Raw genomic sequence first — 19975 nt, forward strand, 5'->3', positions numbered from 1 at the left:
ATCGCACGATGGCGCGCGTTTTCATTCCTGGATATTTGGCCCGGCTATTTGGCAAGAAGCGTGCGCAAAAGCGCGCGCAATTGCGCGGGCTTTACCGGCTTGTTGAGCTGGGGGAAGCCTTCGGCGGCGACGCGCGATTTCACTTCCTCGCTCCGGTCGGCCGTGATCACCGCGCCCGGCACCGCGCTTCCGGCGATGGCGCGCAGATCGATAATCGCCTGGTCGCCGCGCCGGTCTTCATCAAGGTGATAGTCTGCAAGGATCAGGTCGATCCCCTCGCGCGCCGCAGCGATGGCGGCGGGGTCTGCCGCGTCACGCGCCGTCTGGACCGCATAGCCCCAGTTCTCCAGCAAGGCCTTCATGCCCGAAAGGATCGCCTCGTCGTTGTCGACGATAAGGATCCGGCCCGAATCGCTGGCGGGGAATCGTCGCCGCGCCTTGCCGGTTTCGGCGGCGCTTGAAGGTTCTGCCTTCGGCACGCGGATCGTGAAGATCGATCCTTCGCCCTCGCGCGAATGAACGTCGATCTCATGCCCGAGCATGGCGCTTGTGCGCCGCACGATGGCGAGGCCCAGCCCCTTGCCGGGAATTTTCGCGCTGCCGTCCAGCCGGCGGAACTCTTCGAAAATTGTATCCAGCTTGTCGGCCGGGATGCCGGGGCCGGTATCGCTTACGTCGATCTCGATGGTGTCCCCGGCCGCCCTGGCATGGATGGAGACCGTTCCCTTCGAGGTGTAACGGACAGCGTTCGACAGGAAATTCTGCAACACGCGGCGCAGCATCCTGAGGTCGCTTCGCACCCACAGGGCGGTATCGGGTATCTCCAGCGCCAGCCCCGCGCCGCGGGCGATGGCGGCGAACTCTATGCGCAGCGCGGACAGTATCTGGTCGAGCGGAATTGCCGTAACATCAGGCTGGATCGCGCCGGAATCGAGCCGCGAGATTTCGAACAGCGCTTCCAGCAGGTCTTCGACCGAATCGAGCGCGACCGCCGTCTGGCGAACCAGGGCCCGCGTCGGCAGGGCCAGCCGCCGCTCGCCCAGCGCGGAAACGAACAGTCGCGCGGCGTTGAGCGGTTGCAGCAGGTCATGGCTGGCCGCGGCAAGGAAGCTGGTCTTGGACCGGTTGGCCTGTTCGGCGGCGGTCTTGGCCGAAAGCAGCTGTGCTTCCACCGCACGGCGCTCAGCAACTTCGGTTTCCAGTTCTGTCGTGCGTTCGGCAACGCGGCGCTCAAGCGTTTCCGCCGCTTCCCTCAGCGTTTCCTGGTAACGCAGGCGATCGGTCACGTCGTCGAAGCTGAAGGCCATGCCGTCAGGCTGGATCGGGGTTGACCGGATCAGGAACTCGCGCCCGTCGAAACTGCAATGCGCTTCGCGCCGCTCGCCGGGGGCATCGCGCCATTCCAGCATGTTCTCGCAGCCCATCCCGCGCGAAAGGCAATGGGAAACCAGCTGCGCGTGATCGGCAATCGGACGGCCGTCACCCGATTTCAGGCCCAGCAGCCTTTCCAGCCCGCCGTTATGCGCAAGAAGACGACGGTTCGCATCATACAGGCATACGCCTTCCGACAGCGTGTCTATCATCGCCTGCAGGGCAAGGTTGCGTTCGGCCAGTTCGCGGGCGCGTTCGCGTGCGTCTTCGGCCTTCACCTCGGTAATGTCGGTATAGATGCTGACCGTTCCGCCTTCGGACGTCCTGATCTCGCTGATCTGCACCCAGCGGCCATCGGTCAGGGCCTGGATGTGAACGCCTTCGGCCAGGCTATGGCGGGCGACGCGATCGGCAACCCATCGTTCGGGCGATCGCAGCGCGCCAACCACGCGCCGGTTGCGCGCGACGCTTTGCGCGATGTCGTCGAAACGCGGGGGATCGTCTCCCATCTCCTCGATCTCGGGCCAAAGGCTGGCATAGGCCCGGTTGCACATCACCAGCCTGTCGTCGGCATCGAACAGGGCGAACCCGTCGGACAGCGATTCGATCGCATCGCGCAGGCGCGCGCGCGCGAAATCCGCGTCGCGGTGGGCCTTGCCCAGGTCTGCATTGGCGGCGTTCAGGCTGGCGAGCGCATCCTCAAGCTGGGCCGTCCGGTCCCGCACCATGGCTTCCAGCGAAATCGCGGTCTCGAACATGGAGAACGCGTTGCCCTGCATGTCGCTCGACCGTTCGACGCGATCCACCAGCGCGGCGTTGATCTTTTCCAGCCGCCTGATGCGCTCTTCCAGTTCGGCGATGCGTTCGCTCTCGCCATCGGGGGCGGAAGGGGCTTGCGCTGCCGGGGGAAGGGACCGCGTCGCCATTGTCAGCAGCCGATCGCCAGCCCGCTCAAGGTCTGGTTGATATGCGCGGCGCGGTATTGCTCGCCATAAGTGTTGAAGCCGACGACCCTTCGTTCCGCATAGATTTTCGAGACTTCGTGCCCAAGCTGCCGGTTTTCCGCGTCAATGCGGTTCAGCACGCAGTCGAAGCCGATCACGTGATCGATGCTGCCCACCGTCTCTTCAATGTCTACCAGCAGGGAGCGCAGGCGTTGCAACCTGTCCACCGGCTCGCCGATGGACAGCACAATGCCGTTGTCGATCGCGCAATAGAAGGTCAGGCTGCCGTCCGCGTTTACCGACTGGATCGAGCGCACGTGATATTCGCCCCCGGCGCGGACCATCGGCGGGTGCGCTGCAAAGAACGCCGCATCCAGCTCCTCTCCCGGCCGTCCGGCCAGCGCACGGTATTCGTCCGCCGCGGGCATGGCGTTGATTTCATAGACCACCCGGCTTTTCGGATCGCTTTCGGTCACGATCATGCGCGCGGGGCCGGGCCGATAGTGGTTGGCCGAAAAGACGTGCATCGGCTTTATGCTGGAAAGGATCGCCACGACGGCGGCATCTTTCAGGAAATGTCCTTCGTAAAACACCCCGGTTTCGCGAAACAGCATCCCGTCGCCCGACGATCCGCCCACCATAACCGTTTCGCCCAGCGCGTCCTGCACCGTCATGGTGACAAGATCCTCTCGGTGGGAAAGCCCGTCGACCAGGAACAGCGCGACCTGGTTCACCTTGTCGCCAAGTTCGCGCGCGTCCTGTGCTGCGCTCGCCGCAAGGTGGCGGATCGCCTTTCGTCCGGCCTCGGGGTCGAACGCGTCGAGATCGTCGAAGCAGTGGAAGTTCATGCGGAAGGCATCCGCCGGAAAGCCAATGAACACCAGGCTGTCCTCATCGTATCCGCGTTCGGTCAGTTCGCCCGCGCTGGTGCATCCGATCAGCGGGAAGCCGGAAATCCGCGTCGCCAATGCCTTCGCCAGCCGTTCGCGCGGATAGCGGTGCGAACAGAACAGCAGCCCGCCTGCAAGATCCTTTCCCGCAATTGCAGCGGCCACGTCTCCCACGGCGCGCGCGGGGTCGCTTTCGTGCGACGAGACGACAAGCAGGCTTTCACGCCTTTCCGTTGCCGGTTCCCTGATCTTTTCCCTTGCTAGTGCCACCCTCCGTCTCCCCTTATCGGGGACTCTTCGCGGTCCCTCTTTCGGTTCAATACTCCCGACGCGCAGCTACGCCAAGAAAGTCATCCATTGCGGATGCGTTCGTCCTCAATCTGGTCTCCGCGCGGCGGTTCGCCCGACCGTTCCAGCGCTTCTGCTTCCTCGTCCGTGAATACGCGGCTGCGAACGATGAAGCGAATGCCTTCGGGCGCTTCAAGGCTCATGCCCGCGCCGCGCCCCGGCACGGCGTCTATCGTCACCTGGGTGTGCCGCCAGTATTCGAACTGCGCGGCGCCGATCCATACCGGCGTGTCACCTGAAACATGGCCCAGAAGCACGTCCTGCGCGCCCACGCGGAATTCGCCGCGGGTAAAGCACATGGGGGCGGAACCGTCGCAACAACCGCCGGACTGGTGGAACATCAGCGGGCCGTGAAGCGCAGCAAGGCGCTCTATCCATCCGGCCGCTTCCGGTGAGGCGAGGATGCGCGGGGGAGGGGGGATGTCGTTCATGATGCGGCACCCTGCGCCCATAGTGGACGAAAGGACAGGGACGGACGGTCCTGGAACCGTCCGTCCCCGCAGGTTCCGGCGCCTGACGGAGAGCTGGCACTTGGCTGCCGTATTGCTCTGGAAGCGCCGGGTAACCTTGCAAGGGCCCTGAGGCTGCCCGGCATCAGAAGAAGCCGAGCGCCTTCGGGCTGTAGCTGACCAGCATGTTCTTGGTCTGCTGGTAGTGTTCGAGCATCATCTTGTGGTTTTCGCGTCCGACGCCGGACTGCTTGTAGCCACCGAACGCCGCATGGGCCGGGTAGAGGTGATAGCAGTTGGTCCAGACGCGGCCCGCCTGGATCGCGCGGCCGAAGCGATAGCAGGTGTTGGCGTTGCGGCTCCAGACGCCCGCGCCAAGGCCGTAAAGCGTGTCGTTGGCGATGGAGAGTGCTTCCTCGTCGTCCTTGAACGTCGTCACCGAAAGGACCGGGCCGAAGATCTCTTCCTGGAAGATGCGCATCTTGTTGTGGCCTTCCAGCACCGTCGGCTTGACGTAATAGCCTTCGGCCATCTCGCCGTCGTGCGCCATGCGCTCACCCCCGGTGAGCACCCTTGCACCTTCTTCCTTGCCGATGCCGATATAGGACAGGATCTTTTCCAACTGGTCGTTCGATGCTTGCGCGCCAATCATCGTGGCGGGATCGAGCGGGCTGCCCATCCGGATCGATTCGACCCGCGCGATCGCCTTTTCCATGAACCGGTCATAGATCGATTCATGCACCAGCGCGCGGCTGGGGCAGGTGCAGACCTCGCCCTGGTTCAACGCGAACATCGCGAACCCTTCCAGCGCCTTGTCCAGATAGTCGTCATCGGCATCCATCACGTCGCCGAAGAAGATGTTCGGGCTCTTGCCGCCAAGCTCCAGCGTGCAGGGGATCAGGTTTTCGCTGGCATATTGCATGATCAGGCGGCCGGTCGTCGTCTCGCCGGTGAACGCGATCTTGGCGATGCGCTTGTTGGTGGCGAGCGGCTTGCCCGCTTCGACCCCGAAGCCGTTGACCACGTTCAGGACGCCGTCGGGCAGCAGGTCGGCAATCAGTTCCACCAGTACCATGATCGACATCGGCGTCTGTTCGGCGGGTTTCAGCACCACGCAGTTGCCCGCGGCAAGAGCGGGCGCAAGCTTCCAGACGGCCATCAGGATGGGGAAGTTCCACGGGATGATCTGGCCGACCACGCCAAGCGGTTCATGGAAGTGATAGGCGACCGTATCGTGGTCAATTTCCGCGATCGATCCTTCCTGCGCGCGGATACATCCGGCGAAATAGCGGAAGTGATCCACCGCCAGCGGCAGGTCGGCCGCCGTCGTCTCGCGGATCGGCTTGCCGTTGTCGATCGTCTCGACCAGCGCCAGCATGTCCAGGTTCGCTTCCATCCGGTCGGCGATCTTGTTGAGGATGATGGCGCGCTCTGTCGTTGATGTGCGGCCCCAGGCGTCCTTCGCCTTGTGCGCGGCGTCCAGCGCAAGTTCGATATCCTCGGCCGTGCCGCGCGCCACCTGGCAGACAGGTTTGCCCGTAACGGGCGAGATATTATCGAAATACTGGCCTTTCGCCGGGGCGACCCACTTGCCGCCGATGAAGTTTTCAAACCTGTCGCGGATCAGCGATTGACCCGAAAATTTGCTCAGTGCCTGTTCCAGCATGGTCCTCTCCTGTGGCGATGCGCCAAATGGTTCGGACGGGACAATGCGCCTGCGCGTGCGGGCCAACAATTAGACCTTGGGACGACGCGTGCCCGATTTGCGCCCGGCAAATTCGCGTCGGCAGGTTTCGCTTTCAGTTGAAGCCGCTAGGAAGCGGGATGTGAAAGAGGACAAGTGGCAATTCTGGGTCGATCGCGGCGGCACGTTTACCGACGTTGTCGCGCTGGCGCCCGATGGTGGGCTTCACACGATGAAGCTGCTGTCGGAAGATCCCGGCCGTTACGACGATGCGGCGGTGGAAGCGATGCGGCGGTTGACCGGGGTGCGCGAAGGGCCGCTGCCGCCTGCCGAATTGCGGCTGGGCACCACGGTTGCAACCAACGCATTGCTGGAACGCAAGGGAGAGCCGACGCTTCTGGCGATCACGCGCGGCTTTGGCGATGCATTGAAGATCGGAACGCAGGAACGCCCCGACATCTTCGCGCGCGAGATCGTGCTGCCCGATGCGCTTTATGCAGATGTGGCAGAGATCGAAGAGCGGGTGATGGCCGATGGTATGGTGCTGCAACCACTGAACGAAGCGGCAGCGCGCGCGGCATTCAGCGATGCCTATGCGCGCGGGCTGCGGTCGGTCGCCATCGTGCTGATGCACGGATGGCGCCATACCGCGCATGAAGAGGCGCTGGCCCGCATCGCGCGCGAGGCGGGGTTTACGCAAGTTTCCGCCAGTCACCGGGTTGCCCCGCTTATCAAGCTGATCGCGCGCGGCGATACCAGCGTGGTCGATGCCTATCTGTCGCCGGTGCTTGCCCGTTATGTCGCAGGACTGGAAGCCGGGCTGGGCGAAGCGGTGACCGCGCTGTTCATGCAATCGAGCGGCGGGCTGGCCCCCGGCGCGATGTTCCACGGCAAGGATGCGGTGTTGTCCGGCCCGGCAGGGGGAATCGTGGGCATGGCGGCCACCGCGAAGGCGGCGGGCTTTGGCCAGGTAGTCGGCTTTGACATGGGCGGCACGTCGACAGACGTTTCCCACTATGCCGGATCGTATGAGCGCGAGGGCGAGACGCGCGTTGCCGGCGCGCGCATCCGTGCACCGATGATGCGCATCCACACGGTCGCAGCGGGCGGCGGATCGATCTGCTCGTTCGACGGTGCGCGCTTCCTTGTCGGCCCGGAAAGCGCGGGGGCCGTGCCCGGCCCCGCCTGCTACCGGCGCGGTGGGCCGCTGGCCGTAACCGATTGCAACCTGCTTCTGGGCAAGCTCCAGCCCGGTCATTTCCCGCAGGTGTTCGGGCCGGAGGGCGACCAGCTGCTGGACCCGCAAGCTGCCGAAGCGCGGATGGCCGACGTGCTGGACGCGGTTGAAGCATCAACCGGCAGGCGTCCGACGGCTCAGGAAGCGGCGGAAGGGTTCCTGACCATCGCTGTGACCAACATGGCGCACGCGATCAAGGCGATCTCCGTGCGGCGGGGGCATGACGTTACGCGCGCGGTGCTCTCCTGCTTCGGCGGCGCGGGTGGGCAGCACGCCTGCCTTGTCGCCGATGCGCTGGGGATCGATACCGTGCAGTGCCACCCCCTTGCCAGCCTGCTTTCGGCTTATGGCATGGGCCTGGCAGACCGCCGGGCGGTGCGCGAGGGCACGCTGGCGCTGCCCCTGGATAACGCAGAGATGGCGCCGATCGTCGCGCGGGTGGAAGACCTGGCGCTTGCCGCTGAGGAAGAGCTTCGCTCGTCAGGCGTTGGCGATGTCGTGCTCGACCGTGAAATCACCATCCAGATGCGCCCCGAAGGCACGGAAAACACGGTGGAAATCGCGTGGGATTCGCTCGATGCCATGCGCGACGGATTCGGTAAGGCATGGCAACGGCGTTTCGGCTTCTCTCCCGACGGGGCCATCGTGGCCGAAGCCGTGCGCGTGGAAGCCGTGGCGCGATCCGGCCATGCGGATGTGCGCGTTGCCGCGCTGCCCGCGCAGAGCGCGCCGCCGCTGGCCGATGCAAGGTTCTATTCCGGCGGAGCGTGGCGCACCGCGCCGCTGCATGATCGCGCCGGACTGGCCGATGCCGCCGAAATCGAAGGACCGGCGCTGGTGGTGGACCCGGTTTCCACAATCGTGATCGAACCCGGCTGGAAGGGCCGCGTGGATGCGTTGGGCAACCTGATACTGACGCGTGTTGCCGCCCGTAAATCGTCGGGCCGGGACAACACCGCTCTCGATCCCGTGCGGCTTGAAATCATGGGTGCGATGTTCATGGCCGTGGCCGAAGAGATGGGCGCCGCGCTTCAGCACAGCGCCAGTTCGGTGAACATCCGTGAGAGGCTGGACTTTTCGTGCGCGGTTTTCGACCGGAGCGGCAACCTTATCGCCAATGCGCCGCATATGCCCGTCCACCTCGGCTCGATGGGCGAAAGCGTTCGCACGGTGATGGCGCGGCGCGAAGGGAAGATGCGTCCCGGCGATGCCTATGCGCTGAATGCCCCCTATGATGGCGGCACGCACCTGCCAGATATCACAGTGATCATGCCGGTATTCGCGGACGGGGACGAATGCGCCCCAGCATGGTTCGTCGCCGCGCGAGGGCACCATGCGGACGTGGGCGGCATCGCACCCGGATCGATGCCGCCGGGCAGCCGCGATATCCAGGAAGAGGGCGTTTTGCTCGATACCGTCCAACTGGTTGAAGGCGGGCGCTTTTGCGAGCGGGAAATCCGCGCTCTGCTTGGCGGCGGGCGCTATCCCTCGCGCAATCCGGACCAGAACATCGCGGACCTGAAGGCGCAAGTCGCCGCCTGCGTGCGCGGGGCCGAAGAACTGCGCCGCATCGCCGGGGAGCAGGGGCGGGCGGTGGTCGATGCCTATATGGGCCATGTTCAGGACCACGCCGAAGCGGCGGTGCGTGCGCTGATCGGGCGCTTGCGCGACGGAAGCTTCACGTATCCGATGGACAACGGCGCACAAGTGTCTGTTTCCGTGCGGATCGATCGAAAAGCGCAAAGCGCGGTGATAGACTTCGCCGGATCGTCTCCGCAGTTGCCGGACAACTTCAATGCGCCGCTTCCGGTGGTGCGCGCGGCGGTGCTTTACGTGGTTCGCACGCTGATCGACGATGCCGTGCCGATGAATGAAGGATGCCTGCGCCCGCTTGCTTTGCGCGTGCCCGAAGGTTCGATGCTCCACCCCCTGCCGCCCGCCGCGGTCGTGGCCGGAAACGTCGAAACCAGCCAGGTGGTGACGGACGCCCTGTTCGGCGCGCTGGGCGCAATGGCGGGGTCGCAGGGGACGATGAACAACTTCACCTTCGGCAATACCGCGCACCAGTATTACGAAACGATCGCCGGCGGATCGGGCGCCGGACCCGATTTTGACGGGGCGGACGTGGTTCAGACGCACATGACTAACAGCCGCCTGACCGATCCCGAAGTGCTGGAAACGCGTTTTCCGGTGCTGCTTGAGGAATTTTCGATCCGGCGCGGATCGGGCGGGAAGGGCGCACACCATGGAGGCGACGGAGCGGTGCGGCGCATCCGGTTCCTTGAGGACATGGAGGCGGGCATCCTCTCCAACCGGCGCAAGGTTCCGCCCTTCGGCCTGGATGGCGGCGCGGACGGCGCGCCGGGGATCAACCGGCTGGAGCGTGCGGACGGGACCGTGCAGGACCTTACCGCGACCGCATCGGTAAGGGTCGGGCCGGGCGACGTGTTCGTGATCGAAACGCCGGGCGGGGGCGGATATGGACGGGGGGAGGGCGCATGATGGTCCTGATCGGCATCGTCATCATCGCGCTCGGCTTCCTGCTGCGCTTCAATCCCCTGCTGGTGGTGGTCGCCGCAGCAATCGCCACCGGGCTGGCCGCCGGCATGGACCCGGTGGCGATCGTTTCCGCGCTTGGAAAATCATTCAACGATACGCGATATATCTCTGTAATATGGCTGGTTTTGCCGGTCGTCGGGATGCTTGAGGCGAAGGGTCTGCAGGAACGCGCGCGCGCCATCATATCGGGCATGAAAGGTGCGACCACCGGGCGGCTTCTGGCGGGATACATGCTGCTTCGGCAGTTGACCGCAGCCGTCGGGCTGACGTCCATCGCCGGACACGCACAGACGGTGCGGCCGTTGCTGGCGCCCATGGCCGAAGCGGCGGCGGAAAAGCAGGGCGTGACAGACGAGGACGGGCAGGAGCGGGTAAAGGCGCTGTCCGCCGCGACCGATAACATCGGCCTTTTCTTCGGCGAGGACATCTTCCTTGCCATCGGCTCCATCCTGCTGATGAAGGGCCTGCTGGATCAGGAGGGGATCGACATCGAACCCTTCCACTTGTCCGTCTGGGCCATTCCCACCGCGATCTGCGCGTTCGCGATCCACGGCTTCCGGTTGTGGAGGCTGGATCGCAAGCTGGCGCGTGCCAACACCGTGCAAGACGACACGGAAAGGGGCGATGCATGATCACGCTGCAATGGGTCTATGTCCTTGCCGGGATCGCCTTCGCGGGCTTTGCGCTGCTCGGCCTGTTCGACCGGCGGCTGGGAATGGGTGCCTCGGCATTCTGGGCGCTTCTGGCGATTTCCATGCTGGCGGGCGACAGATTGGGCGATTTCGGGAACGGGTTGCTTGTGCTCGCACTTGTCGCCATCGCGGCGTTGGGCGGGTTGAAGCATCGCACACTGCCTGTCGAGGATGCCGAACACCGCGCGCAAGGTGCGGCGCGTTATGGCAATGCGCTGTTCGCGATTGCGCTGGTCATACCCATCACCGCGCTCGCCGGTACGCTGGGGTTCAAGTACGTGCCGGGTCTTGTGGAAGTGAAACAGGTAACGCTGATCTCGCTGGCGCTCGGCGTGGTGCTTGCCCTGCTGATCGGCCATTTCGTACTTCGCGCACCGGCGATGATGCCGCTCAACGAAGGGCGCCGCCTGATGGACCAGGTGGGATGGGCCGCGATCCTGCCGCAGATGCTGGCCAGCCTTGGCGCGATCTTCGCGCTGGCGGGTGTGGGTGACGTGGTGGGCAGGCTGATCGGAGAGGCCGCGCCCGGCGCGGGCCTGTTCGCACTGGTGGCCATCTATGCGGTGGGCATGGCGGCGTTCACGATGGTGATGGGCAACGCCTTTGCCGCGTTCCCGGTGATGATGGCCGCCGTCGGCCTGCCGCTGCTGATCCACGGCCACCACGGCAATCCCGCACCGATTGCGGCGATCGGTATGCTGGCGGGCTTTTGCGGCACGCTGATGACGCCGATGGCCGCGAACTTCAATCTGGTGCCCGCCGCCCTGCTGGAACTGAAAGACCGCAACGGCGTGATCCGCGCGCAAGTGCCCACGGCGATCCCGCTGCTTGGGGTAAACGTATTCCTGATCTGGTGGCTGGCCTTTCCCGCATGACCCGACTGACCGCAGAAACCGCCGCGCGCTTCATGGCGCTGACGCTGGGCCATCTTGGCAAGCGTTATCCCTACAAGGCCGATCTTGTGATGACCGGGCCGGAGGACGTGCGCCCGCACTGGGAAAACCACCCCATTTTCCACGGCAGTTTCGACTGGCACAGCTGCGTCCACGGCTATTGGCAGGTGCTGCGGCTTGCCCGGCTCTATCCGGACTTGCCGGAAGCTGCCGCGGTGCGGGCGCGCGCGGATTTGATGTTGGTGCCGGAGAACGTGGCGGGCGAACTGGCGTTCCTTTCGCGGCCGATGTCCGCAGGGTTCGAACGTCCCTATGGCTGGGCCTGGTTGCTGGCTCTGCATGACGAGGCGACGCGGCACGTTGACGCTCCGTGGGGCGCGGCGCTTGAGCCGCTGGCGTTGGCCTTTGCGGACCGGTTCCACGCCTTCCTGCCCCGCCTCACATATCCGCTGCGCGTGGGCACCCATTTCAACATCGCGTTCGCGCTGACGCTGGCGCGCGGCTGGGCCGAGGCGCGCGATCCGGCACTCGCCGCGCTGATAGACCGCAAGGCGCGGGACTGGTTCATGGATGATCGCGACTGTCAGGCATGGGAACCGGGCGGAGACGAGTTTCTGTCACCCGCCCTGATGGAAGCCATGTTGATGAGCCGCGTGCTGGGCGACGGGTTCGCCCCGTGGTTCGATGCCTTCCTGCCGCGCGTCGCGTCGCGTGAACCCGAAACCTTGTTCGTTCCCGCAACCGTCAGCGATCGCACCGACGGAAAGATCGCTCACCTTGACGGGTTGAACCTCAGCCGCGCCTGGTGCTGGCGCGCAATCGCCGGGGCGTTGGGAGAGTTCCATCCGGTCAGCGCCGTCGCCGAGCAGGCCGCGCAAGACCACCTGGCCGCCAGCCTGCCGCACGTCGCGGGCGATTACATGGGTGAACACTGGCTGGCGAGCTTCGCGCTGCTCGCGCTGGAGGGCCAGGGAGCCGGCTCCCCTTCAAGGCGTTGAACCTTGGTGGGTGAGAGCGGCTTGCGCAATCGCGCCTAGATACCTTCTTTCCCGGCGAAGCGGTCGCTCGCGCGGATCAGGCCGTCGGTTATGCCCGGTTCACTGAACAGGTGTCCGGCATCGGGCACGATTTGCAGGTCCACGTCCGGCCAGGCTTTCTTCAACGCCCAGGCGGATTCGGGCGGCGTGCAGCAATCGTGCCGCCCCTGCACGATCACGCCGGGTATGCCCTTCAGCCGTCCGGCGTTTGCAAGCAACTGGCCGGGTTCGAACCAGCACATATTGTGGAAAAAATGGTTTTCGATCCGTGCGATAGCGACCGCATGTTCGTCATCGGTCGAATGTTCCACGATTGCCGGATCGGGCAACAGCGTTACCACCAGCGCTTCCCACCGGCTCCACGCTTTTGCGGCGGCCGTGCGCGTGGCCTCGTCATCGCTGGTCAGGCGTCTGCGATAGGCTTCGACCAGATCGCCGCGCTCGTCTTCGGGCACGTGTCCGGCAAATTCCTCCCAGCCTTCGGGATAGAGCGCGCTTGCGCCATAGCGATAGAGCCAGTCGTATTCGCGCTCCGTTCCCAGGAAAATCCCGCGAAGCACCAGTTCGCTAACCCGTTCGGGATGCGTTTCGGCATAGGCGAGAGCAAGGGTCGATCCCCATGACCCGCCGAAAACCTGCCATTTTTCGTGGCCGCACATCGCGCGCAGCCGTTCCATGTCGGCCACAAGATCCCAGGTCGTGTTGTGATCCAGGCTGGCGAACGGCGTCGATCGTCCGCAGCCGCGCTGGTCGAACAACAGGATATCGTAAAGCGCGGGATCGAACTGCCGGCGCTGGTCCGCACTGCACCCCGCGCCGGGGCCGCCGTGCAGGAAAACCACGGGTTTCCCGCCGCGCGTTCCGCAACGCTCCCAATAGATGGAATGGCCGTCACCCACGTCCAGCATCCCGCTTTCGAAGGGTTCGATCGGCGGATAGAGCGTGCGGCGCGGTGTCATGGCGCTGTTACTGCCCGAAACCGGCTTCCGATGCCACCCGGATCGCTTCGCGCGCGGCGGCGAACAGGGCGCCTGACTTCGCCTCGCATTCGCGCTGTTCGTATTCGGGGTTGCTGTCCGCCACGATCCCCGCACCGGCCTGCACGTGCATCGTGCCGTCCTTCACCACCGCGGTGCGCAACACGATGCAGCTGTCGAGATTGCCGTCGGGCGCGAAATAGCCGACGCCGCCGGCATAGGCGCCGCGCGTTTCCGGTTCCAGTTCCGCGATAATCTCGCAGGCGCGCACCTTGGGGGCGCCGCTGACGGTTCCGGCGGGGAACCCGGCGAACATCGCGTCCACCGCATCGGCGCGGTTGGTGTCGAGCTTGCCCACCACGTTGGAAACGATGTGCATCACGTGGCTGTAATGTTCGACGGTATAGCTTTCGGTCACCTTCACCGTGCCCGCTTGCGCCACGCGGCCCACGTCGTTGCGCCCAAGGTCGAGCAGCATCAGGTGCTCGGCGCGTTCCTTGGGGTCGGCCAGCAGGCTGGCTTCGTTGGCGCGGTCCTCTTCCGCGGTCTTTCCGCGCGGCCGCGTTCCGGCGATCGGCCGGATCGTAACCTCGCCGTCGCGCACGCGCACCAGTATTTCGGGGCTCGATCCGATCAGCGCGAATCCGGGAAGGTCGAGGAAATAGAGGAATGGCGAAGGGTTGACCCGCCGCAGCGACCGGTAAAGCGCAATCGGGGGCAGGGGGAAGGGTGCGGTAAAGCGCTGCGCCAGTACGACCTGGAAGATGTCGCCCGCCTCGATATAGGCTTTGGCGCGCTGAACCATGTCGGCATATTTTTCCGGCCGCATCATCGGCTTTGCCGTGATTTCAGGAAGATTTACCGGTGTATGCTGAGACGAAACATGAAGTGCCAGCCTGCGCAGGGCTTCGTCGATGCGGTCGGCTGCCGCTTCAAGCAGGCGTTCGGGCACGTCGCCTTCGGGCCATACGGGAGCGACGGCGAAAAGCTCGTCCGAAAGCCTGTCGAACACCATGATAAGGGTCGGGCGCACGAACAGCATGTCGGGCACTTCAAGGCTGCTCTGCGACGCGCGCGGAAGCTTTTCGACCAGACCGATGGTTTCATATCCGAAATAGCCGACCAGGCAGGCGAGCGCCGGGGGCAATTCTGGCGGAACGTCGATGCGACACGCCGCGACGAGCGCGCGCAGTTCTTCCAGCGCATTGCCGGGAAGCGGCCCGAACGCCTCCCTGTCTGTCCGCCACGCGCGATTTACCTCGCACGAAGGGCCGGTGGCGCGGAATACGAGATCGGGATCGAGGCCCAGCAGGCTGTAGCGGCCGCGAACTTCGCCGCCCTCTACCGATTCCAGCAGGAAATCGCCGCGCCCGTCCTCGATCAGCTTCAGCGCCGCGCCTACCGGCGTTTCGGTATCGGCGATCAGGCTCCGCCAGACCAGCGCGGGCTTGCCCTGCGTCAGTAATTCGCGCGCGGCGGCGTGGTTTTCGGGCAGCCCCGCGATGCCGGTGGCGGCACGGCGCACGGGCTTACCGCCCGCCAAGCAGTTGCTTGCGCACCGCGGCCATCGCCTTGGGGTTGCGCTTCGAGCCGATGTCCCTGGTGATCGCCTGGCGCAACTGGTCGGAATATTCGCGCCCCAGCACCTTGTTCAGGTCGCTGGCGCCCGATTTGATCAGCGGATCGTCGGGCTTCACTTCGCCGGGGATGATCTTGTCGAGCGAAACCACGAACCAGCCCATCTTGCGCGGCGCTTCAAGGCGTTTGCTGGTACCTTTGGCCATGCTGAACATCAATGCCAGCGGCGGCGGCACGCGGTTGCCGGTCTGCGCCAGTTGTTCGCGCGTCATGGAAATGTGGTCTGGCGGGGGCAGGCGCACGCCCGCCTCTTTCAGCGCGTCATTGATCGACTTGCCCTTGCCGAGCGCGGCCAGAACCTTGTCGCTGGCCTTTTTCGCCGCCTTCGATCCTTCGTCGATCATATAGGCGCGTTCAACGTCCTGCTTGATCTCGGCCAGAGGGGCGGGGGCTGACGGCGTGATCTGGCCCACGTCGAAGATCGCGAACTTTTCCCCCTTGGCGACGCTGGCGACCTGCGGTGCACCTTCGCGATCCATCGCGAATGCCGCCTTCAGCAGGTCCTGGACATCGTCGGGCGCCTTTTCGTTCGCCTTGCCGTAAACCGTTCCGTCGCTGACGAGCGGCTGCGTGGTGTTGACCGTGACGCCAAGATCCTTGGCAACGTCCGTCAGGCTCGATCCGGTGGAGAACTTGTCATCCGCATCGGCCGCCTGGTCAGACATGGCCTTGCGCAGATAGTCGGTGGTCAGCGCTTTCTCGATTTCGGGGCGCGCCTGTTCCAGCGTCTTTCCGGGATGCTTCTGGATCGCATCGACCCGCAGCACCAGCCAGCCGAGCGGCCCCTTGGTTACGGGCAGCACCGTGCCCTCGTTCGCCTTGAACGCGGCATCGGCAATGTCCTGCGTGGTCTGGCCCGCCAGCGAATCCTTCGAAACTTCCACAAGCCTGGACGTGGCGAGGCCCTGCGCCTTCGCCGCCGTATCCAGCGAGGTGCCCTTGCCGGCTTCTGCGGCAATCTTCCTGGCGGTATCCTCGTCGGGCACGATCAGCTGGGTCAGGCTGCGAGTCTCGGTGGGCGCGTAGACGGCCGAATTGTCGTCATACCGCTTCTTGATCTCGGCATCGGTCGGCTTGCGCACGTCCTTCAGGTCGGCATCGCTGACGATCGCATAGCGAATGGTGCGGCGCTCTGGTCGGGTGAAATCCGCCTTGTGCGAATCGTAATAGGCCTTGATCGTCTTGTCGTCCGGCTTGTCCTTCGGTGCGAACAGCGCGGATGGCAGGATCGCGATCGCGCCTTCGCGCTTTTCCTTGAACAACGCGACATAACGCATCAGCACATCGTTGGGCATCGTCGCGCCGAAGCTTGCCGGGGTCAGCACCTGGCGGGCCATAAGGCCCTTGGACAGATCGTCACGCACGGCCTGCTCGGTCAGCCGGCGCTGTGCGATCGCCTGGCGATAGGTCTGTTCGTTGAACTTGCCGTCCGGTCCCTGGAACGCCGGGATCTGGGCCAGTTCGCTGCCGATAAGGCGGTTGGAAACGGCCATGCCGTGCTGCTTGCCCCATTCCCAGATGGCCAGGCGCTGGATCATGCTGCCTACAAGCTGGTCGAGCCCTTCGTCACCCAGGAATTCCTGCATCGTCAGGGTGGCTTGCTGCTGCTGGGCGTTCTGGAACGCGGCCTGCGCGGTCTGCTCGACGTCGTTTGCGCCGATCTTGCTCTTGCCGACAGTCGCAACGGTTTCCCCGCCGCCGCCGGTAATACCGCCGAACTGCGACCCGGTAACGTCCGCACTGGCGAACGCGATCGCGATCAGGACAAGGAAGGCGAGCGTGATTGCAACGCCGAAGCGGGAGCTGAAGAATTTGCGGAAGAGACCGAGCATGGCTTTGCGGATCGTCTCGTTTGTCTGCGGCTTGCGCCTTGGGAGCATCGGACCCGGGCCGGGGACGACCGGGTATGGCGCGCTGCCTTAGGCGGCATTTGCCGATCTCGCAACGGTAACGGTGCTTGCAGGAAACGCTTGCTTGACGTTCTGGACGAACGTTTTGCAAATTACCGTCCGCTTTGATACCGGCCCGCGGCTTGTCTCCGCAATGTTCAACAGGGAACCTACATGCCTAACCGGCCCTTTATCGTCGGCAACTGGAAGATGAACGGTAGCCGCGCGATGCTTCCGGAAGCGCGCGCCATCGATCGCGCAGCGGCCCGATATCCAGATGTTTCGGTCGGCATCGCGCCGCCATTCACGCTTGTTGCCGTGCTGGCAGAGGCGCTGACCAACTCGCAGGCCGGCGGGCAGGATTGCCATGCCGAAGCAAAAGGCGCGCATACAGGCGACGTTTCGGCGCCGATGCTTGCCGATGCGTCCGCCTCGTTCGTGATTGTCGGCCATTCGGAACGTCGCGCCGATCATGGCGAAACCGATGCGATGGTAAAAGCCAAGGCAGAAGCGGCGCTTGCGGCGGGGCTGGGCGTTATCGTCTGCGTCGGCGAAACGCTGGAACAGCGCGATGCGGGCAAGGCCGAAGCGGTCGTCTCCGCGCAGGTCGATGCTTCCCTTCCCTCGGCCGAGGCGATTTCGGTAGCCGCGCAGGGCCGCGTATCGATCGCGTACGAGCCGGTCTGGGCAATCGGCACGGGCCGTGTGCCGTCCGCAGCGGACGTCGAAGCGATGCACGCGGCGATTCGCGCCCGGCTTGTTGGCGCGCTGGGCGATGCCGGGCAGGAGCCGCGCATCCTCTATGGCGGGTCGGTCAATGCCGGCAACGCGGCCGAGCTGCTTGCCGTGAAGGGCGTGGGCGGCGCGCTGGTCGGCGGTGCAAGCCTGACAGCGGAAGGCTTTGTCCCGATCATCGCTGCGGCGAGCCGCGCGGAAGACTGACAGTCGACGGCGCATGGCCCGCGCGCCTTGCGCTGCGGTGCCCATGCGCCTACATGGCCGCCAACGAATTCAGGCAGGACCGAAGATGTTCATTTTTCTAACCGTGTTGCAGGCGCTCGTCGCGGCGGCACTCGTCACCGCGATCCTCATGCAGCAGTCGGAAGGTGGCGGCCTTGGCGTTGGCGGCAGCCCTGGCGGGCTGATGTCGGCGCGCGGCGCGGCCAGCTTCATCACGCGCGCGACGGCGATCCTGGCGACCATCTTCGTCATTCTCTCTATCGTGCTGGCCGCGCTGGCCGTGCGCGAGACATCGGGAAGCAGCATCGACACGTCGCTCGACCGCAGCGTTCCCGCCGCGACGCAGAGCGCGCCCGCAGCCGATCCGCTGGCCGTGCCGGGCAGCAACAACGCGGCGCCGGCGCAGCAGGCGCCGGCAGAGGTTCCGGCCGGCCAGAACGCCCCCGCCGGCAACTGACCTTCGGCAAACGGACCTGGTCTGGCCGCCACGTTCTGCGTGGCGGACGCGGGTCCGGTTGCCTTTTCCCATCACGGCTGTGGATGGCGCGAGGATTCCGCGCGTCTTTCGCTTGCCCATTTACCCCTCCAGACGCTAAGGCCCGACTCCCATGGCGCGGTACATTTTCATCACCGGCGGCGTGGTCTCCTCGCTCGGCAAAGGACTCATGGCGGCAAGCCTCGCGGCACTGCTGCAGGCGCGCGGATTCAAGGTCCGCATCCGCAAGTTCGATCCCTACCTGAATGTCGATCCCGGCACGATGAGCCCGTACCAGCACGGCGAAGTCTATGTGACCGACGATGGGGCGGAGACCGACCTCGACCTTGGGCACTATGAACGCTTCACCGGCGTTTCGGCGCGGCAGGCGGACAACATCACGTCGGGCCGCATCTATCGCGATATCATCGCCAAGGAACGCCGCGGCGATTATCTGGGCGCGACCGTGCAGGTAATCCCGCATGTGACAGACGCGATCAAAACGTTTGCGCAGGACGAGACGGACGATCTGGACTTCGTGTTGTGCGAGATCGGCGGCACGGTGGGCGATATCGAAGGCCTGCCGTTCATCGAGGCGCTGCGCCAGATGCGCAACGAGTTGCCGCGCGAACAGACCTGCTTCGTCCATGTGACGCTGGTGCCCTATATTGCGGCGGCGGGCGAGTTGAAGACCAAACCCACGCAGCACTCCGTGCGCGAACTGACCGGGCTTGGCATCCAGCCCGACATCCTGCTGTGCCGGTGCGAACATCCCTTGCCCGACAGCGAACGCGCTAAGATCGCGCTGTTCTGCAACGTGCGCAAGGAAGCAGTGATCCCCGCGCTCGACGCATCCAGCATTTACGCGGTTCCCCGGCAATATCACGACGAGGGCCTCGACGCCGAAGTGCTGCGCCACTTCGGCATGACCGGCCCCGCGCCGGACATGACACGGTGGGCCGATGTGGTCGACCGTTACCAGAATCCCGAAGGCGAAGTGACGATCGGCGTCGTCGGCAAGTATGTGGGACTGCCCGATGCCTACAAGTCCCTGAACGAGGCGCTGGCCCACGGCGGCATGGCAAACCGCGTGAAGGTCAACGTCCGGTGGATTGACGCCGAACTGTTCGAACGCGACGATTCCGAAATCGCCGGCCTGCTTGAACCGATGCACGGCATCCTGGTGCCGGGCGGGTTTGGTGTGCGCGGCGCCGAAGGCAAGATCGCCAGCGTGCGATTCGCGCGCGAACGCAAGGTGCCGTTCTTCGGGATCTGCCTGGGCATGCAGATGGCCTGCATCGAAGGCGCGCGCAACACGGCGGGCATTGCCGATGCAAGCTCCACCGAATTCGGCGAGACGAGCGAGCCGGTGGTCGGCATCATCACCGAATGGATGAGCCCGGAAGGCTTGCAGCAGCGCGGCGCGGATACCGATCTTGGCGGCACCATGCGTCTTGGTGCCTATGAAGCGAAGCTGGGCGCCAACAGCCACGTTTCCACGATCTATGGCGGCGCGACGTCGATCTCCGAACGTCACCGCCACCGCTACGAAGTGAACGGCGCCTATCGCGAGGCGCTGGAAGGCGGCGGGCTGGTGTTTTCGGGTATGTCGCCCGATGGCCTGCTGCCCGAAATCGTGGAGCGGCCGGACCATCCGTGGTTCATCGGCGTGCAATACCATCCCGAGTTGAAAAGCCGCCCGTTCGAACCGCATCCGCTGTTCTCCGGCTTCATCGCGGCAGCGGTAAAACAGGCGCGCCTCGTCTGAACCGCGCGTAGTCGGCACCCGGTGTGCAAAAGGCCCGGCGCGCACGACGGAAGTTTTTGTTCAGCCTTGGCGGAAACTTGTGCGAAGATGCGCATTGTCAGGCAGGCGCGCAGTCTGGCTATGCAGGGGTAGTCGATAAACGGCGCGACCAACAGGGAGCCGAT

At 64.8% G+C, this 19975-nt stretch carries 14 protein-coding genes; 7 read left to right on the plus strand and 7 right to left on the minus strand.

The features are described from left to right. Positions 1–44: 44 nt before the first annotated feature. From RXV95_RS08685 to adh, 4 genes are all read right to left on the minus strand, one after another. Positions 45–2297: a NahK/ErcS family hybrid sensor histidine kinase/response regulator gene (locus RXV95_RS08685; RefSeq protein ID WP_338465659.1), complete on the minus strand. Its 2253-nt coding sequence runs from the start codon at positions 2295–2297 to the stop codon at positions 45–47. Between the two features lie 2 nt (positions 2298–2299). Beyond that, positions 2300–3421: an FIST N-terminal domain-containing protein gene (locus RXV95_RS08690; RefSeq protein WP_338468537.1), complete on the minus strand. Its 1122-nt coding sequence runs from the start codon at positions 3419–3421 to the stop codon at positions 2300–2302. A gap of 134 nt (positions 3422–3555) precedes the next feature. Continuing rightward, positions 3556–3984 (minus strand): DUF779 domain-containing protein, encoded by a 429-nt coding sequence (locus RXV95_RS08695; protein ID WP_338465660.1) that lies wholly within the window; start codon positions 3982–3984, stop codon positions 3556–3558. 163 nt (positions 3985–4147) lie between these two features. Next, a complete protein-coding gene (gene adh / locus RXV95_RS08700) occupies positions 4148–5668 on the minus strand; it encodes an aldehyde dehydrogenase (RefSeq protein ID WP_338465661.1) in 1521 nt (506 codons plus the stop codon). A gap of 160 nt (positions 5669–5828) precedes the next feature. Between adh and RXV95_RS08705 the strand changes: the two genes are divergently transcribed. Genes RXV95_RS08705 through RXV95_RS08720 form a run of 4 tightly spaced genes read left to right on the plus strand, consistent with a single transcriptional unit; the run spans position 5829 to position 12065 of the window. Then, positions 5829–9425: a hydantoinase B/oxoprolinase family protein gene (locus tag RXV95_RS08705; RefSeq protein ID WP_338465662.1), complete on the plus strand. Its 3597-nt coding sequence runs from the start codon at positions 5829–5831 to the stop codon at positions 9423–9425. Further along, positions 9422–10114, plus strand: coding sequence for a DUF969 domain-containing protein (locus RXV95_RS08710; RefSeq protein WP_338465663.1), 693 nt, complete (start codon positions 9422–9424; stop codon positions 10112–10114). Before RXV95_RS08705 ends, RXV95_RS08710 begins: the two co-directional genes overlap by 4 nt. Next, positions 10111–11049 carry a DUF979 domain-containing protein gene (locus tag RXV95_RS08715; RefSeq protein ID WP_338465664.1) on the plus strand — a complete coding sequence of 313 codons (939 nt, stop codon included), beginning with the start codon at positions 10111–10113 and terminating at the stop codon, positions 11047–11049. The genes RXV95_RS08710 and RXV95_RS08715 overlap by 4 nt, the downstream gene beginning before the upstream one ends. Continuing rightward, on the plus strand, positions 11046–12065 hold the full coding sequence (locus RXV95_RS08720) for a DUF2891 domain-containing protein (RefSeq protein ID WP_338465665.1): 1020 nt from the start codon (positions 11046–11048) through the stop codon (positions 12063–12065). The genes RXV95_RS08715 and RXV95_RS08720 overlap by 4 nt, the downstream gene beginning before the upstream one ends. Before the next feature lie 35 nt (positions 12066–12100). Here the strand turns inward: RXV95_RS08720 and pip are convergent, their stop codons facing one another. From pip to RXV95_RS08735, 3 genes are read right to left on the minus strand one after another with little or no spacing between them, the layout of a single operon-like run. Then, complete coding sequence (pip, locus tag RXV95_RS08725; protein WP_338465666.1) at positions 12101–13063, minus strand: prolyl aminopeptidase; 963 nt, start codon at positions 13061–13063, stop codon at positions 12101–12103. A gap of 7 nt (positions 13064–13070) precedes the next feature. Further along, positions 13071–14576 (minus strand): anthranilate synthase component I, encoded by a 1506-nt coding sequence (gene trpE / locus RXV95_RS08730; RefSeq protein ID WP_338468538.1) that lies wholly within the window; start codon positions 14574–14576, stop codon positions 13071–13073. 34 nt (positions 14577–14610) lie between these two features. Then, a complete protein-coding gene (locus tag RXV95_RS08735; protein WP_338465667.1) occupies positions 14611–16551 on the minus strand; it encodes a peptidyl-prolyl cis-trans isomerase in 1941 nt (646 codons plus the stop codon). Positions 16552–16782: 231 nt separating this feature from the next. On the opposite strand from RXV95_RS08735, the gene tpiA reads away from it, so the two are divergent. The 3 genes from tpiA (at position 16783) to RXV95_RS08750 (ending at position 19811) form a co-directional block, all read left to right on the plus strand. After that, positions 16783–17550, plus strand: coding sequence for a triose-phosphate isomerase (tpiA, locus tag RXV95_RS08740; RefSeq protein WP_338465668.1), 768 nt, complete (start codon positions 16783–16785; stop codon positions 17548–17550). 85 nt (positions 17551–17635) lie between these two features. Continuing rightward, positions 17636–18025, plus strand: coding sequence for a preprotein translocase subunit SecG (gene secG / locus RXV95_RS08745; RefSeq protein ID WP_338465669.1), 390 nt, complete (start codon positions 17636–17638; stop codon positions 18023–18025). Between the two features lie 151 nt (positions 18026–18176). Beyond that, positions 18177–19811, plus strand: a complete 1635-nt coding sequence (locus RXV95_RS08750; protein ID WP_338465670.1) for a CTP synthase — start codon at positions 18177–18179, stop codon at positions 19809–19811. Positions 19812–19975: the final 164 nt, after the last annotated feature.

Origin of the sequence: Novosphingobium sp. ZN18A2 (genome assembly GCF_036784765.1) — a bacterium.
Taxonomy (GTDB): Bacteria; Pseudomonadota; Alphaproteobacteria; order Sphingomonadales; family Sphingomonadaceae; genus Novosphingobium.